We start from the raw sequence: 15,942 nt of genomic DNA, 5'->3' as shown, positions 1-15,942 counted from the left end.
ACCTATGGTTGAAGTAGCCGATACAGTGGGAGCGGGCGACAGTTTTACGGCTGCGTTCATAGCATCGTTGCTCAAAGGCAAGAGCGTGGTGGAAGCTCATTCGCTTGCCGTGCATACATCAGCTTATGTGTGCACTAAAAACGGAGCTATGCCCATATTGCCTCCACAGCTGACCGACTGATTGTCATGATGGACTAACCTGATTGAAAACACACAGAATAAGTGACTCGCAGCAGGCCACGGGTTACTGATAATATCAACTGATTTTTAAGATATAGTAAAGGCGCTGTGTCAAAATCCCACATTTTGACACAGCGCCTTCGATACGCCGGTTACTGTTTCTGCTCGGCATCGGGCTTCAGCCAGCGGTCGAGCCAGCGGAAGAATACCCGCTGCCACAGTATGGAGTTCTGAGGCTTCAGGATCCAGTGGTTTTCATCGGGGAATATGAGCATCTCGGCCGGGATGCCGCGGAGTTTGGCGGCATTGAAGGCCATCATGCCCTGCGAGGCGAGTATGCGGAAGTCATATTCGCCATGTGTGACGAGTATTGGTGTGTCCCATTTGTCGACAAAGCGGTGGGGAGAGTTGGCAAAAGAGCGCTGGGCGGCAGCATTGCTCTTGTCCCAGAACGGACCGCCGAGATCCCAGTTGGCAAACCACATCTCTTCGGTTTCGAGATACTGGGCGTCGGTGTTGAATATTCCGGCATGAGCCACAAATGCGGCAAAGCGGCCGTCATGGTTGCCGGCAAGCCAGTAGACGGAAAAGCCTCCGTAGCTCGCTCCGACAGCTCCGATATGCTCGCTGTCGATGTATGATTCGCGTTTCATGTCGTCGACGGCGCTGAGATAGTCCTTCATGTTCTGTCCGCCGTAGTCCTTGGAGATCTGGGCGTTCCATTCGGTGCCAAACCCGGGCAGTCCGCGGCGGTTGGGAGCTATCACGATATAGCCGTGTGCGGCCATAAGGGCGAGATTCCAGCGATAGCTGAAAAACTGGCTCACGGCCGACTGCGGTCCGCCCTGGCAGTAAAGCAGGGCCGGATAGGTCTTTGTGCTGTCGAAATCGGCGGGATAAAGCACCCATGTGGTCATCAGCTTGCCGTCGGTGGTGGGCACCATGCGTTTTACCACTTTAGGCATGTCGATCGACGACAGAAGGGCTGTGTTGACATTGGTGAGCTGCTTGATCTCTCCACCCTTCACAGCCAATATCTCGTTTGGCTCCACCATGGAGTGGCGCATGGTCAGGAGGGTGGTGCTGTCGATCGGGGCAAGCGACTCGTAGTCATACTGGCCTTCGGCCACTACGCTTACCTCACGGGTGGCTGTGGAGATGCTGAAGATCGGAGTCACGCCATCTTTGGGAGCGATGAAGTAGATCGACTTCGAGTCGGGATTCCATGCGATCGCGTCGGCGGTGTAGTCCCAGTCGATGGTGAGATCGGTCTTTTTGCCTGTGGCGAGATCGAGCGTGAATATGCGGTTTTTGTCCGATTCATACCCGTCATGTTCCATGCTGAGCCATGCGAGGGTCGTGCCGTCGGGGCTGAATGCCGGCTGTGTGTCGTATCCTTCCATCCCATCTGTGAGATTGGTCGTGGTGCTGTTGTCAAGATCGTAGAGATAGAGGTCGGAGTTGGTCGAGAGGGCATACTCCATGCCGGTCTTCTTGCGCGACACATAGACGAGTTTCTTGCTGTCGGGACTCCATGCGAAGGATTCGATGCCGCCAAACGGTTTCATCGGAGCTTCATAAGGTTCATCGGCCATTATGTCGGCCACGTCGGTCAGCCGGTCGCCGTCAAATTTGCCGATAAACGGATGGGGCACTTCCGTAACCCATTCATCCCAGTGCTTGTACATCAGATCGTCGATGATGCGGCCTGTGGCCATAGGCAGATCAGGATATGTATCCTTGGCTGTGCGGGCATATTTCACGTTGGCTATCAATACCACGTGCTTGCCGTCAGGGGCGAAAAGAAATCCGCCTATGCCGCCTTCTACCGAGCTTACGGCCTTGCGGCCGCTGCCATCGGCGTTCATCACCCACAGTTGGGGTTGGCCGTCGACAGGGCTTATAAACGCTATGCGCTCGCCGCCGTCGATCCACACGGCGCCGTTCTCCGAGCCGGGAGTGGCGGTCAGGCGCTGGGCTTCGCTGCCGTCGGCGTTCATGACATAGAGATCCAGATTGCTCTTGTTCTCTTCTACGCTCTCGTAGCTTACGCCATAGAGCACTTTGGTGCCGTCGGGCGATACACATGGAGCCGATACACGGCCGAATGCCTCAAGCACTTCGCTGGTGTAGGTGCGGTCGACAGGCTTGAAATCCGACTTGTCGATCACATTTCCGCTGTCGGCCGAAGGATTCTGACCGCAGCTTGCCAGAAGTGCTGATGCCATCATTGCAATGATTGGTTGTTTCATAAACTTACGGTTATTTTTTTCTTGGATATAATTGTTCTATCAGATCGGGGCGGTGGATTCGTCGCAGGGAGTCGATTATTTCTCTGCGGTAGGTATGGTCATACCAGAAGAAATATCTTCGCTGCGCCAGCTTCTCGTCGCGGGTTCGCGCGCAGCTGACCGGTTTGCCTGTATATGGATGTACACCCGAATAATATATCTCGGTGCTGACAGTCATGGGTGTAGGAGTGAAATCCTGCACTTGTTCGAGATGAAAGTCCAGTTCTTTGGTCTTCACGGCAAGCTGAGCCATATCGGCTTCGGTGCATCCCGGATGGCTCGATATGAAGTAGGGTATCAGCTGCTGTCGGAGTCCGCACCGGCGGTTGACGCTGTCAAAAATCTGCTTGAACGCATGAAACTGGTCGAACGAGGGCTTGCGCATCACTTCCAGCACACGCTGCTCGGTGTGCTCCGGAGCCACTTTGAGGCGTCCCGACACATGGCGTTCGATCAGCTCTTCATTATACCGGCGGTTGGTGGCGTCCGTCTCTTTTCTTCCCGTAGGATGCATCGACAGATCATAGCGCACGCCGCTTCCTATAAATGATTTCTTGACACCGGGCAGCCTGTCGACCGACTGATATATGTCAAGCAGACGGCTGTGGTCTGTGTCGAGATTTGGACACGGCGAGGGGTGCAGGCATGATGGCCTCATGCAGCGGCTGCATATCGACAGGTCGCGTCCGTGCATACCGTACATATTGGCCGACGGACCACCGAGATCGCTGATATAGCCTTTGAAGTCAGGCATGCGGGTGACAGCTTCAGCCTCGCGCATGATCGACTCTTTGCTGCGCGAGGCTATGAATTTGCCCTGATGGGCCGATATGGTGCAGAACGCGCACCCACCGAAGCATCCGCGGTGCATGTTGATCGAATGGCGTATCATTTCGTAGGCCGGGATCGTCTTCCCTTTGTAGCGTGGGTGGGGGAGTCGAGTATACGGCAGGTCAAACGAGGCGTCTATCTCTTCCGTGGTCATCGGTGGCAGCATCGGGTTGACGCGCACCGCCACATCGCCGTAGCGCTGCCATATCGTTGCGCCGTGCATGCGGTTGCTCTGCTGCTCTATATGCTTGAAATTGGCCGATTGCAGGCGTTTGTCTGCCTTACATTCGTCCCAGCTTTGGAGTATGATGTTGTCGGCGTCGGGGGCAGGGATTTCTGACGCAGACACTATTCTGGCTGTCTGTGGAGTGTCAGTGAGTTCGTCGATACTGTGGCCGGAATCGAGCGCATGCGCTATCTCTCGTATGGTCTGTTCGCCCATTCCGTAGACGAGCAGGTCGGCTTTGGCATCGAGCAGTATCGAGGGGCGTAGCCTGTCCTGCCAGTAGTCATAGTGCGACAGACGCCGCAGTGACCCTTCTATGCCGCCGAGCACTATGGGCACATCAGGCCACAGTCGCCGCAATATCTCCGTATATACGATACTCGGATAGTCGGGGCGAGCGCCGTGGCGTCCGCCCGCCGTATAGGCGTCATCGCTGCGGCGCCGGCGGTTGGCGGTGTAATGGTTCACCATCGAATCCATTGCTCCGGGCGACACTCCAAAAAAGAGTCGCGGACGTCCGAGCTTCTTGAAGTCGCGGAGATCATCGCGCCAGTTAGGCTGAGGCACGATGGCTACACGATACCCCTCATGTTCGAGCACACGGCCTATGACAGCCGCGCCAAACGACGGATGATCTACATACGCGTCGCCTGAAAACAATATCACGTCGGCCTCTTCCCAGCCGCGCAGTTTCATCTCTTTGGCCGAAGTCGGGAGGAATCTCCGCAGGTCAAGTGCAGGGTCGGTCATCACGCTTCCTCTTTTTCTTTCAACAGTTGCTCCATCTTCAACACTTCGTCACGCAAACGGGCGGCTTCGATGAATTCCATCCGTTTGGCGGCCTCGACCATCTCCATCCGTTTGCGGGTGATGGACCGCTGAAGCTCCTCGCACGTCATATAGGGTATCACCGGATCGGCGGCAATGTCGACTTGAGCGGTGTATTCATTCTCATAAATGACTTTCGACGCCTGGCCGTCGCGGCGCGAGCTTTTGGCTGCCGGCTTGCCCGAGCGTGATCCTGCGCTCTGCGATGCCGTGTCATCATCGCCGGTGTCCACCCCGATTATGCGGTTGCGGGCCTTGACTATCGCCTGCGGAGTTATGCCGTGCTCCTCGTTATAGGCCAGCTGTATCTGTCGGCGGCGGTTGGTTTCGTCAATGGTCAGCTGCATGCTGTCTGTGATTTTGTCGGCATACATTATCACGCGGCCGCCGAGATTACGTGCGGCACGGCCTACGGTCTGTGTCAGCGACCGGTGGGAACGCAGGAAACCCTCCTTGTCGGCGTCGAGTATGGCCACCAGCGATACCTCCGGCAGATCAAGACCCTCGCGCAACAGATTCACGCCGATCAATACGTCATAGACGCCTGCACGCAGATCGTCGAGTATTCTTATACGGTCGAGAGTATCCACATCGCTGTGTATATAGGCAGTCTTTATCTTCAGCTTAGTCATATAGTCGTTGAGCTCTTCGGCCATACGCTTTGTCAGCGTGGTCACCAGCACTCTCTCCTGACGCTCGATGCGAAGCTGTATCTCCTCCATCAGATCGTCGATCTGGTTGAGCGACGGTCTGACCTCTATTATCGGGTCGAGCAGACCGGTGGGGCGGATAAGCTGTTCTACCACCACGCCCTCGCTCTTCTCAAGCTCATAGTCGGCAGGGGTGGCGCTGACATACACTACCTGTTTCGTAAGCGACTCGAACTCCTCGAATTTCAGTGGGCGGTTGTCGAGAGCCGCAGGCAGTCTGAAACCGTATTCCACAAGATTCATCTTTCGCGACACATCGCCGCCATACATCGCCCGGATCTGTGGCACCGTCACATGGCTCTCGTCAATGATGGTGAGGAAATCGTCCGGGAAATAATCAAGCAGGCAGAACGGACGCATGCCCGGCTGACGGCCGTCAAAATAACGGCTGTAGTTCTCGATGCCGGGGCAGTGTCCCACCTCGCGCATCATCTCCACGTCGTAGGTGACACGCTCATATAGGCGCTTGGCCTCCAGCTCGCGGGCTTCGCGGTTGAAAAAGCCCACCTGTTCTCCAAGGTCAAGTTCTATCTGTGCTATGCCGCTGGCCATGCGCTGCGGAGAGGTGACGAAAATGTTGGCCGGGAATATTTTGAATGAATCGTGCTTGCCGAGCACCACATTGTCGCGCGGATAATAGCTTGACACCGACTCTATCTCGTCGCCCCAGAAGGTGACACGCACCACGATCTCCTCGTAGGCCAGATATATGTCGACTGTGTCGCCCTTAACCCTGAAATTGCCTCGACCAAGCTCCATCTCGTTACGGCTGTAGAGGGCGCCTACAAGCTCGCGAAGAAAGGCGTTGCGGCTCACCTTGCGGCCGCGGTATGCCTCGATCACATTGCTGTTGAAGTCCTCCGGATTGCCCATGCCGTAGATGCACGACACAGAGCTGACGACTATCACGTCCTGACGTCCTGACAGCAGAGCCGATGTCGTGGCCAGCCGCAGTTTGTCGATCTCGTCGTTGATCATCAGATCTTTCTCGATGTATTTGTCTACCGACGGAATATACGCTTCGGGCTGATAATAGTCGTAATACGATACGAAGTATTCCACCGCATTATCCGGGAAGAAGTTCTTCATCTCGCTGTAGAGCTGTGCTGCCAGAGTCTTGTTGTGGCTTAGTATCAGGGTTGGACGCTTCACCTCCTTTATGACGTTGGCCATGGTGAAGGTCTTGCCCGAGCCTGTCACTCCAAGCAATGTCTGGGCCGGCAGTCCCTGATTGATGCCTTCCACAAGCTCCTTTATCGCACGCGGCTGGTCGCCGGTCGGACTGTATTCTGATGCAAGTCTGAAATCCATAAGCTACTTAGAGTATGTTTGAATTTCACTTCTGTTCACTCAAAGAGGATTTTCGGAGATATTTGCGTGAGTTGAGGAGGGAGCGATGCGGGCATCGTGACCGATGCAACTTGACGGAAATAGCCCGAAAAGACCTTTGAGGGGATAGAAAGAAGTCCATATATATTTCTTCGTGTTAAAATCAAACATACTCTTAATTTGCAAAGTTACTCATTTTTTCCGCTCGGCAGAGTGCGAATTCGTCGCATTATTTGTTTATCTTTGTAAATAACCGTTTAACGACTGGTTTATTATGGCGATCCGTAAACAAACGCCACCGTTAACCACGGGTTACTGATGACGTTAATATTACCAACTAATCTCTAAAAGTTAATTATTATGCTTAAGAAAGGCGATAAAATCCCATCTGTGCTCGGACTCGCGTCAGATGGGTCTGAAGTGAAGGCTTCCGATTTTGCGGGAAAGCCGCTTGTGATTTATTTTTATCCGAAGGATAATACCCCGGGATGCACAGCCGAGGCTTGTTCGCTGCGTGACTCCTATCCGGCTCTGCTCGATAAGGGTTATACGCTCATCGGCATAAGCAAGGATTCGGTCGAAAGCCACCGCAAGTTTGCCGAAAAGCATTCTCTGCCGTTTCTGCTCCTGAGCGACCCTTCGACTGAAGTCAATCAGGCTTTCGGTGTGTGGCAGCTTAAGAAAATGGCCGGCCGGGAATATATGGGCACAGTGCGCACTACCTTCGTCACCGATGCCGATCATGTTATTACCGAAGTGATCACAAAGGTCGATACCAAAAAAGCCGCCGATCAGCTTCTGCCACTGCTGTAGTGCATACGGGTGGCTGCTTATTGGGCGCTGTCAAATTAATCTTTTTTGCCGACAGCCTTTGAATTTTACTCATGAAGGTAAGTCTGGTATGACGCGTCCACGACATAGCTGAAAGGATCCCGGATAGATAAAAGAAGCGGTGTTCATCGGCTTTGGGAAGCCATGATACACCGCTTCGTTATGTCTGTATATTCGCTGATCGCTTATTTTTGCGACTGCTTGCTGTAGGTCATCTTTATCTTTGCTTTGTCAAGCGATATCTTGACCATAGCCGGTTTGGTGACGTATGGCGATACGTTGGTGATGTACGTCGTGCCGGATGTATAATAGCTCGACGAAGTGGTCTCGGTCTCGAGATTTACCGGAGTCAGTATGAATGTCCAGTCATCGGCTGTCACAGTGCTTTTCTCAAGCATGTCGAGTATATACTGGCGCATCTCGCTGAATGTATAGCTTTTCTTTGTGGCGTCGTATGTGGCCATGAACGAGGTGCCCGAATCCGCGATCTTGTTTTCTTCAAAAAACTCGCTTTTTTTGTTCTTCAGCACCATGAGCACATGCTGCGGTACTTCGATATTGTAGTCGTTGGCGATCTCTTCGGCCGGTATCTCGAAGCTGACGTTGTTGAGCACCGAGAGTTTGCTCGCTCCGCGGCGGTAGCTTGCAAGGATGTCGGCCAAGGGGAATGTCAGCTCCACTTCCGTTCCGGCCGGAGCTATGAGTATATTGTCGCCCGAATTGATCATCCCTCGTATCTCGGGGCTTATCGTCAGGTCAATGTTGTTGTTGGTGATCACCTCGGGAGTCACAGCCATGTATGAGCGCACAAGGTTATAGATTGTGTCCTTCTCTACATCGTTCACAGTCACCTGCATCTTCTTGCGGTAATACACATTGATTCGGGTTTCGGTGATGTTCATCACTCGTCCCGATCCGAATGTATTGGTCACATATATGCCGGGAAACCAAGAGGTGAATGCCGCCGGTGTAGTGAAGTCTTCAGGCACTCGCTCAAAATGGTTGAACAGGTCTGTGGCCAGCGACTTCGGAAGGTCGACCTGGACGGAGCGGAACGACAGCTGGTTGACCGAGTCGTTCCAGAGTGCATTGGCCGTATAGATGGTCTCGCCGAGTTTGTCGGCGGTCGAATAATAACCATCCGGAGAGAAGTTGCTGTATATGGGCGACGGCAGAGCCTTGTTCAGTTTGTACACCTCCAGTCCCATCGGCACGATAGAGTCGCCGGTGAAGTCATTGGTGGTCATAAACATGATGAGTTTGCAGGAATCCACATCAGCTGCAGTCACTCCGGCGGTGTCAAGATTCATGGAAGGCATGAACTGGCACACGAAATCCGACTCGATAGATCCGTACTCCTTGGCATCGAGCCGGCCTATCAGCTGGGTCAGGGTGCGGCTCTGCACCACAGGATTGTCAACGGTGCGACCCGTCACACTGAATGTCGAGTCGACAACTATTTCGGATGTCATCACATCGTCAACCAGAGTGGAGCCGATGGTAGTGGAGTCATCGTTGCAGGCACACAGAGCCAGCAGTGAGCCTAAGGCCGTAATGATCAGCGGGCATTTCATAGTTTATGCAGGTAGGGGAGAGCTTTTGAGCTTTTTAGTCTGAAGATTTGGAGTCATTCTCCTTTTGCGAGAGAATCGACTGGTAGAAATCATGGTATGCGGCAGTGGTGGCCTCTTCGCCGTCCGGTCCCGGATATTCAAGCACCGGCTTGCCGCTTTGGCGTGCATATTCCACCAGCCCGGCCGGTATGTCGGGAGTCGTCACTACGATGGCATCGCTGTGGTCGATTCCGAGCTTGTTGAGGGTCATCCAGTCGAAGTCGCCGCCGCCAAGCGATTGCAGGCATTCATCGGTAAAGCCGGCCATCTTGAGCTTCTCTGCAAATCGCGCGTCGAGCTTGCCCTCGAATGATTCCGGACGCAGCGAGTAGACCACCAGTGAGCGTGAAAGCCCCGGGTCATCCTGATAAAGATGGCGTATGTAGAGCGGAGCAAGCGCGGTGATCCATCCGGTGCAATGTATTACAGTGGGATCCCAGCGGAGTTTGCGCACGGTTTCAATCACGCCGCGCACGAAAAACATCGAACGCTCGTCGTTGTCCTCCGGCGATGACTCCGTTTCGAGAACCTTTGTTCCAGGACCCTCGAAATAGTCGTCATTGTCAATGAAATACACCTGCATGCGGGTGGGCTGGAGAGTGGCCACCTTGATTATCAGAGGATGGTCGTTGTCATCAATAGATATGTTCATCCCCGAAAGCCGTATCACCTCGTGAAGCTGGTTGCGGCGCTCGTTTATACTGCCGTATTTGGGCATAAACGTTCTTACTTCGTAGCCATGGCTTTGTATGTCCTGCGGCAGATTGCGGCCGAAGAGCGACATGGGTGTCGAGGGCAGGTAGGGATTGATCTCCTGAGAGATGTAAAGTATTTTTTGATGATTCATTTCATTTGGGAAGACTCCATATTAGGGCATTCCGGCTGCAAAGTTAGCCATTTTTTTTGAATTTTGCCACTTTTTATCCGTAAGCGGCGCGTTTGCCTGCGTGTATGGACTGCTGTATGGACGCAAGCAGGCCTGTCGGGCTACAACGCCTGCCTGCATCATGCCCAATTGTTGTGCTCTATGGTTGTGTTGATGGGTTTTCGCCATATAGAGTTTTTTCACTACCTTTCCTCTAAAAACGTATTGGTAATTTTCTTTCCGGATTGCTGAAAACACCAAGGAGAATGGTGCATTCCTTGTTACAGGCATACGGCGAGCCTGTCCATGACCCTGAATAGGGATGGATAGAGATATAAGATTGTTACTTTCCTCTACAAGCTTGGGTAGCTTATGCCGGTGTCCAACTCCTTCCGATGCCTTTGCAAATTTGCGAACCGGGCTGCGATGCACCACAAAGGTAATTACATTGTACCGGAAGGTATGTCGAATGACTATCGGATGACAGTCGATCCAAGTCTTTTCATTTGTTCCTCCATCTTCTTTTGTTCCTCAAGCCTTTTGAGGTAAATGTCGATGAAGTCCTGTTCTTTGGTGAGCATGTGCCATACGGCAACGAGTATTTTGCGTGCGATGGCCACTTGTATTTTCATTTTGCTCTTTTTCTTGACCGTGGTTTGGATATAGCTGAAGTTGAAGAAGAAACAGTTCCGGGTTCTTGATGCGACCCATGCGATTTCAATCAGAATCTGTCTGAGATATTTGTTTCCGTGTGTCACCTTTCTGCTTTTGTATCGTCCGTTGCTGACATCGTTCCGCGGTTTGAGTCCGCACCATCCCACAAGGCATGCCGCAGTGGCGAACATCTTCATGTCAACCCCTGTCTCCGCAATTATGGCTGTGGCTGCGCGTTCCTTGACTCCGGGGATGGTTTGAAGACGTCTGTATTGTTCGGGAAAATATTGTTCACATAGAGTTGTCAGTTCCTTTTGGCATACCTCAATCTGCCGCTCTATGGTGTCGATGACTTCCTTTGTTTGGCGGAATATCGTGATGTCGATCCGTGAGAACAATCCGGTGACCGCCGCTCTGATTGTATCGCGGCCATGCTTGTTGACGGTACGTCCGTGCACCATTTTCACCAGTTCGTCCGGATCGGTCGTGCCGTCTATGATTGCATGAAGCACCTTCTGATAGCTTTTGCTCTTTATTGTGGTGACGTAATTGCTCAGACGGAATCCGCTTCTCTGCATAGCGGCGTCCAGTTTGTTGCAGTTATAGGTCATGTCCTCGTTAAGATCCATGATGCGGCGGTTGAGTTTGCGCATGTCCTGCACAATCGGCTCCGGCACGAAACTCCCCTTGATGAGATTTTTCAGCAAACATTCCGCTATCCACTGGGCATCCTTTACATCACTCTTGCGTCCCGGCAGCTGCTTTATGAAATATGGATTCACAAGCTTGAGTTCCATCGATTCACATAGTTCGTTCCATACCGGCACCCAATAGACTGCCGTACTCTCCATTGCGGCCTCTGTCACACCTCGTTCTACCATGTCGTTGCACATCTGACGGAGATCAGGCGTCAGCACTCCGTACTTTTTTTCGAAGATAATGACCTCGTCATGCCCCATAATACAAAGATAAATGCTATCTTTGTGGACATCAAGGCCGGCGACTGTTCGGTTCCTGTCCATATTTTGTAATTTTTTAAATTTTCCTCCAAATTAATAAAATTGTGACTTAGAGCACGTCGGAGGGGGCAGGAATAAAGTTGTCAGCCTTGATTTTTTATTCTGCCGGTGTAAAAATCTCGGGATTTTTATATAGATTTGCACCACCCAAAACGACACTCCGCACCAAATGCAACAACATATCATAACCGAAAACGCCACCATCATCGAAGCACTCCGACGACTCAACAGCCTCTCCGGAGGAGTCATGACACTCGCCGTCACCGACAGCGACCGAAGAATGACAGGCACACTCACCGACGGCGACATACGGCGCGGACTGCTCGACGGAGCATCACTCACCGACACCGTCGACACAATAATGCACCGCAACTTCCGAGCCATCACCCCACACAACCACACAACCGACCAGATAACCACCATACGCGAATTCCGCAGCCAAGGCATCCGCCTCATACCACGCCTCGACCAAAACGGACGGATCACCGACCTCATCGACACCACACGCACCCGATCACAACTCCCCCTCACAGCCATAATCATGGCAGGAGGAAAAGGCGAACGACTCCGACCCGCCACACTCACCTGCCCCAAACCACTCCTCCAAGTAGCCGGCAAACCAATCATCGACTACAACACCACACTACTCCGGGCCAACGGCATCACCGACATCACAGTCACAGTCAACTACCTCGCCGAACAAATCGAACAACACTTCAGCCACGAAAACCTCGGCGTAAAATGCATCCGCGAACCACAACCACTCGGCACCATCGGAGCAGCATCACTCATACCACACCGACCCGGACACCACACACTCGTCATGAACTCCGACCTCCTCACCACCATATCACTCGAAGACATGTGGCTCCGCCACACATCACAGCAAGCCGACATCACCATCGCAGCCATACCCTACAACCTCTCCGTACCCTACGCAATACTCACCACCGACAACCTCCGGGTCACCGGACTCGAAGAAAAACCATCATACTCCTACTACGCCAACGCAGGAATCTACATCATAGCCAACCACCTCCTCCAGACACTCCCCACCGACCGACGCACCGACGCCACCGACCTCATCAGCCAGGCCATCGCCGACCGGCGCAAAGTCACATACTACCCCATATCAGGCACATGGATCGACATCGGATCACCAGCCGACTACCGGCACGCATGCGAACTCATGCAGCACCACCGCAGCATGAACGCCTGACAAACCACCCGCAACATCAACAAACCACCTAAAAAACCCAACACCACATGCCCGAATCAAACTTCATAGACTACGTCAAGATACTCTGCCGCTCCGGAAAAGGAGGAGCCGGATCACGCCACTACCACCGAGCCAAATACGTCCCCAAAGGCGGACCCGACGGAGGCGACGGAGGCCGCGGAGGACACATACTCCTCAGAGGCAACTCACACATGTGGACACTCCTCCCCCTACGCTACCGCCGACACATATTCGCCGGAAACGGACAATCAGGATCAGAAGGACGAAGCTCCGGCAAAGACGGAGAAGACATCACCATCGACGTACCCTGCGGAACAGTCGTATTCGACGCCGAAACCGGACAATACCTCTGCGAAGTCACACACGACCAACAGATAGTGCCACTACTCAAAGGCGGACGAGGCGGACTCGGCAACTGGCACTTCAAAAGCCCCACCAACCGCACACCACGCTACGCACAGCCCGGCGAACCAGCCACCGAACGAACCGTCATACTCGAACTCAAACTACTCGCCGACGTCGGACTCGTCGGATTCCCCAACGCCGGAAAATCCACACTCCTCTCAGCCATATCAGCCGCACGCCCCAAAATAGCCGACTACCCGTTCACAACAATGGAACCACAGCTCGGCATCGTCAGCTACCGCGACAACCGATCATTCGTCATGGCCGACATACCCGGCATCATCGAAGGAGCCAGCCAGGGAAAAGGACTCGGACTCCGGTTTCTCCGCCACATCGAACGCAACGCCGTACTACTCTTCATGGTACCAGCCGACGCCGACGACATAACCGCACAATACAACATACTCCTCGAAGAACTGCGCCGATTCAACCCACAACTCATCGACAAACAACGCATCCTCGCCATATCCAAATCCGACATGCTCGACGACGAACTCCGTCAAGCCATACAGACCACACTACCCGACGACCTTCCCCACGTATTCATATCAGCCGTCACCGGACAAGGCATCGACACACTCAAAGACCTCCTCTGGGCATCAATCACCGACGAACGCAACCAGATAGCCACACCAGCCATCACCCACCGGCCACTCGACGCACACCACCGCGTCACCGACGAAGACCAGTTCATCATACAGCCCGACCCACAGGCCACCGACACCGACGACGACACCGAAGAATACATCGACGAAGACTACGGCGACCAAGGCCAATGGGACACCCACTGGGACTACGACGACGCAGCCTCACGACTCGACGACGACGGATACCCCACCACACCACAACAATGACACCACTACCCCACATCACACTCAACGCCGGCCCTAACGCCACAGCACTCTCCACACTCCGCGGAGCCACCCGCCCCAACGACCCATACGACGGACTCAACTGCTGCCACTACACCGGCGACACGCCCCAACACATCCAAACATCACGCACCCTCCTCGCCCGACACCTCCGCATACCCCTCCAAAAACTCATCATACCCCGACAGACCCACTCCGCCAACGTCGCCACAATCACCCACCCCGACCATATCCCACCACTCACTGACACCGACGCACTCGTCACCAACCTCCCCAGCACACCACTCCTCATCCACACCGCCGACTGCGTCCCCATCATACTCCACGACCCACACACCCACATCATCGCCGCCATCCACGCCGGATGGAGAGGAGCCATAGCCGACATCACCACCCACACCGTCAACGCCATGACCACACTCGGCGCACACCCATCGCACATCATCGCCGCCATGGGTCCCGCAATATGCCCCCGATGCTTCGAAACATCACCACAGATCGCCGCACAATTCCCACCACACCTCATCACCTACCCAAACACCACCACCCCACGCCCCCACGCCGACATACCCGCACTCATCCGACTCCAGCTCATCAAAGCCGGAATACCATCCCACCACATATCCATGCCACCACTCTGCACCCACTGCAACCCCCACATCCTCTTCTCCGCACGCCACCACACCATCAACTCCGGCCGCATCACCACACTCATCCTCACCAACCCCTGACAACACTACGGCCCACCCCCCAGACATATCCGATCCCTGTCCCCCCACTTACAACCTCCCCCTCTCAAACGCATCAATAAAACTCCCCGCCGTCACATTCACCACCCTTATCCCCATCCTGTCGGCCAACCTCCGGATAGCATGATACCCCTTGAAAGCCAGATAAAAACTATACACTACCTCATGCAACCGCACACCACTGTAAACCTCCGCCACACGACGCCCCTCCTCCTCATTGTCAGCATAAAAATGAGGCTGCACACTCACCACACGATTCCCCTCATCCACCTCCAGAGTCCGCATCCACGAATGATCAGCACCCGCCACATAAACCACATCATAGCCCAGCCACAACCCGATCATCAACGACGGAATCAACACATTACGCGGACGAGGCATGCCACGCCCACTCCCCCAGGCCCAACGCTCAAGCCAACCCCACCCCTCCACAGCAAGAAAATTGAACCTCTCCACCCTCACACACCCATTGCCCTCATAGGCCGAAGCATCCACACCCCACGGCACAAACAACCGCATATCCCAGTCCACACGACCCAAAGCCTCACGCAGCCCCAGCACATTCCCGTCACACGTATCACCGAAAAACACCGGATCAGCCAACACATAAAGCCCCGGACGCAAATCAAAAAACTCCACAGTCCTCCCCGCAAAATTCACCGCCAGCAGATCACGCCCACGCAGACCACCCCTGCCCCCATCAAGCAACCCACGCAACGACGGACCATTGCCCAGCACCACAAGCTCGCCACCACAGCGCCCCCGGCCACCACCGCCGCACACCCAGTCACACCCACGCGACCGAGACAACAACTTCACCACACTCACCAACGACTCAACACAACGCATCAGCCCGTCAGCCACACGCTCCGCCACACTCCTTCTATCCTTCATATCCATTTTTAACCATTGAATTACACAATAAACATGGAAAACATCCACATCAAAACCCCAAAATTAACAAATCCCACCGAAAAACCGCCCAACCATATTGCAAAATCGCAAACTAACACCTAACTTTGCAACATCAAACCATCCCACAGCACCCCCCACCCCTCCCCCCCCCCCCCCCCCCCCCCCCCTCCCCCCCCCCCACACCCCCCCCCTCCCCCCCCCCCCCCCCCCCCCCCCCCCCCCCCCCCCCCCCCCCCCCCCCCCCCCCCCCCCCCCCACCCCCCCCCCCCCCCCCCCCCCCCCCCCCCCCCCCCCCCCCCCCCCCCCCCCCCCCCCCCCCCCCCCCCCCCCCCCCCCCCCCCCCCCCCCCCCCCCCCCCCCCCCCCCCCCCCCCCCCCCCCCCCC

At 54.6% G+C, this 15,942-nt stretch carries 13 protein-coding genes and 1 pseudogene; 5 read left to right on the top strand and 9 right to left on the bottom strand.

Translation table 11 applies throughout. From position 1 onward, the window contains the following. On the top strand, window positions 1-181 hold a 181-nt coding region (locus C5O24_RS04890), incomplete at its 5' end, for a carbohydrate kinase family protein (RefSeq protein WP_240604905.1). A gap of 151 nt (window positions 182-332) precedes the next feature. On the opposite strand, the gene dpp5 is transcribed toward C5O24_RS04890, so the two are convergent. Genes dpp5 through uvrB form a run of 3 tightly spaced genes read right to left on the bottom strand, consistent with a single transcriptional unit; the run spans window position 333 to window position 6,377 of the window. After that, window positions 333-2,411, bottom strand: a complete 2,079-nt coding sequence (gene dpp5 / locus C5O24_RS04885) for a dipeptidyl-peptidase Dpp5 (RefSeq protein WP_240604903.1) — start codon at window positions 2,409-2,411, stop codon at window positions 333-335. A 31-nt stretch (window positions 2,412-2,442) separates the two neighbouring features. Beyond that, on the bottom strand, window positions 2,443-4,278 hold the full coding sequence (locus tag C5O24_RS04880) for a YgiQ family radical SAM protein (RefSeq protein WP_107036397.1): 1,836 nt from the start codon (window positions 4,276-4,278) through the stop codon (window positions 2,443-2,445). Then, window positions 4,278-6,377 (bottom strand): excinuclease ABC subunit UvrB, encoded by a 2,100-nt coding sequence (gene uvrB, locus C5O24_RS04875; protein ID WP_107036396.1) that lies wholly within the window; start codon window positions 6,375-6,377, stop codon window positions 4,278-4,280. The genes C5O24_RS04880 and uvrB overlap by 1 nt, the downstream gene beginning before the upstream one ends. Before the next feature lie 375 nt (window positions 6,378-6,752). Between uvrB and C5O24_RS04870 the strand changes: the two genes are divergently transcribed. Further along, window positions 6,753-7,208, top strand: coding sequence for a peroxiredoxin (locus C5O24_RS04870; protein ID WP_107036395.1), 456 nt, complete (start codon window positions 6,753-6,755; stop codon window positions 7,206-7,208). A 203-nt stretch (window positions 7,209-7,411) separates the two neighbouring features. Here C5O24_RS04870 and C5O24_RS04865 read toward each other — a convergent pair whose 3' ends face one another. The 4 genes from C5O24_RS04865 to C5O24_RS04850 all read right to left on the bottom strand — a co-directional run bounded on the left by C5O24_RS04865 (window position 7,412) and on the right by C5O24_RS04850 (window position 11,380). Further along, entirely contained in the window at window positions 7,412-8,800 is a 1,389-nt protein-coding gene (locus C5O24_RS04865; RefSeq protein WP_107036394.1) for a DUF4270 family protein, read from the bottom strand. 34 nt (window positions 8,801-8,834) lie between these two features. Further along, on the bottom strand, window positions 8,835-9,686 hold the full coding sequence (locus tag C5O24_RS04860) for a glycogen/starch synthase (RefSeq protein ID WP_107036393.1): 852 nt from the start codon (window positions 9,684-9,686) through the stop codon (window positions 8,835-8,837). 21 nt (window positions 9,687-9,707) lie between these two features. Then, on the bottom strand, window positions 9,708-9,995 hold the full coding sequence (locus tag C5O24_RS04855) for a hypothetical protein (RefSeq protein ID WP_133165468.1): 288 nt from the start codon (window positions 9,993-9,995) through the stop codon (window positions 9,708-9,710). 182 nt (window positions 9,996-10,177) lie between these two features. Continuing rightward, window positions 10,178-11,380: an IS110 family RNA-guided transposase gene (locus C5O24_RS04850; protein WP_107037113.1), complete on the bottom strand. Its 1,203-nt coding sequence runs from the start codon at window positions 11,378-11,380 to the stop codon at window positions 10,178-10,180. A gap of 166 nt (window positions 11,381-11,546) precedes the next feature. Between C5O24_RS04850 and C5O24_RS04845 the strand changes: the two genes are divergently transcribed. The 3 genes and pseudogenes from C5O24_RS04845 to pgeF all read left to right on the top strand — a co-directional run bounded on the left by C5O24_RS04845 (window position 11,547) and on the right by pgeF (window position 14,625). Further along, a complete protein-coding gene (locus C5O24_RS04845; RefSeq protein WP_107036922.1) occupies window positions 11,547-12,596 on the top strand; it encodes a sugar phosphate nucleotidyltransferase in 1,050 nt (349 codons plus the stop codon). 47 nt (window positions 12,597-12,643) lie between these two features. After that, window positions 12,644-13,622: pseudogene (gene obgE, locus C5O24_RS04840) on the top strand (GTPase ObgE); the annotation flags it as partial. Between the two features lie 250 nt (window positions 13,623-13,872). Further along, complete coding sequence (gene pgeF, locus C5O24_RS04835; protein ID WP_161553808.1) at window positions 13,873-14,625, top strand: peptidoglycan editing factor PgeF; 753 nt, start codon at window positions 13,873-13,875, stop codon at window positions 14,623-14,625. A gap of 48 nt (window positions 14,626-14,673) precedes the next feature. On the opposite strand, the gene C5O24_RS04830 is transcribed toward pgeF, so the two are convergent. Both C5O24_RS04830 and C5O24_RS04825 read right to left on the bottom strand, forming a co-directional pair. Beyond that, window positions 14,674-15,537, bottom strand: coding sequence for a hypothetical protein (locus tag C5O24_RS04830; protein ID WP_133165467.1), 864 nt, complete (start codon window positions 15,535-15,537; stop codon window positions 14,674-14,676). 119 nt (window positions 15,538-15,656) lie between these two features. After that, window positions 15,657-15,942, bottom strand: a 286-nt coding sequence (locus tag C5O24_RS04825; RefSeq protein ID WP_205961067.1) for a hypothetical protein, incomplete at its 5' end; no start/stop codon positions are given.

It is taken from the genome of Paramuribaculum intestinale (genome assembly GCF_003024925.1).
Classification (GTDB): Bacteria; Bacteroidota; Bacteroidia; order Bacteroidales; family Muribaculaceae; genus Paramuribaculum; species Paramuribaculum intestinale.
Note: the sequence above shows the minus strand (reverse complement) of the source record. Positions and strands in the feature narration are given on the sequence as shown.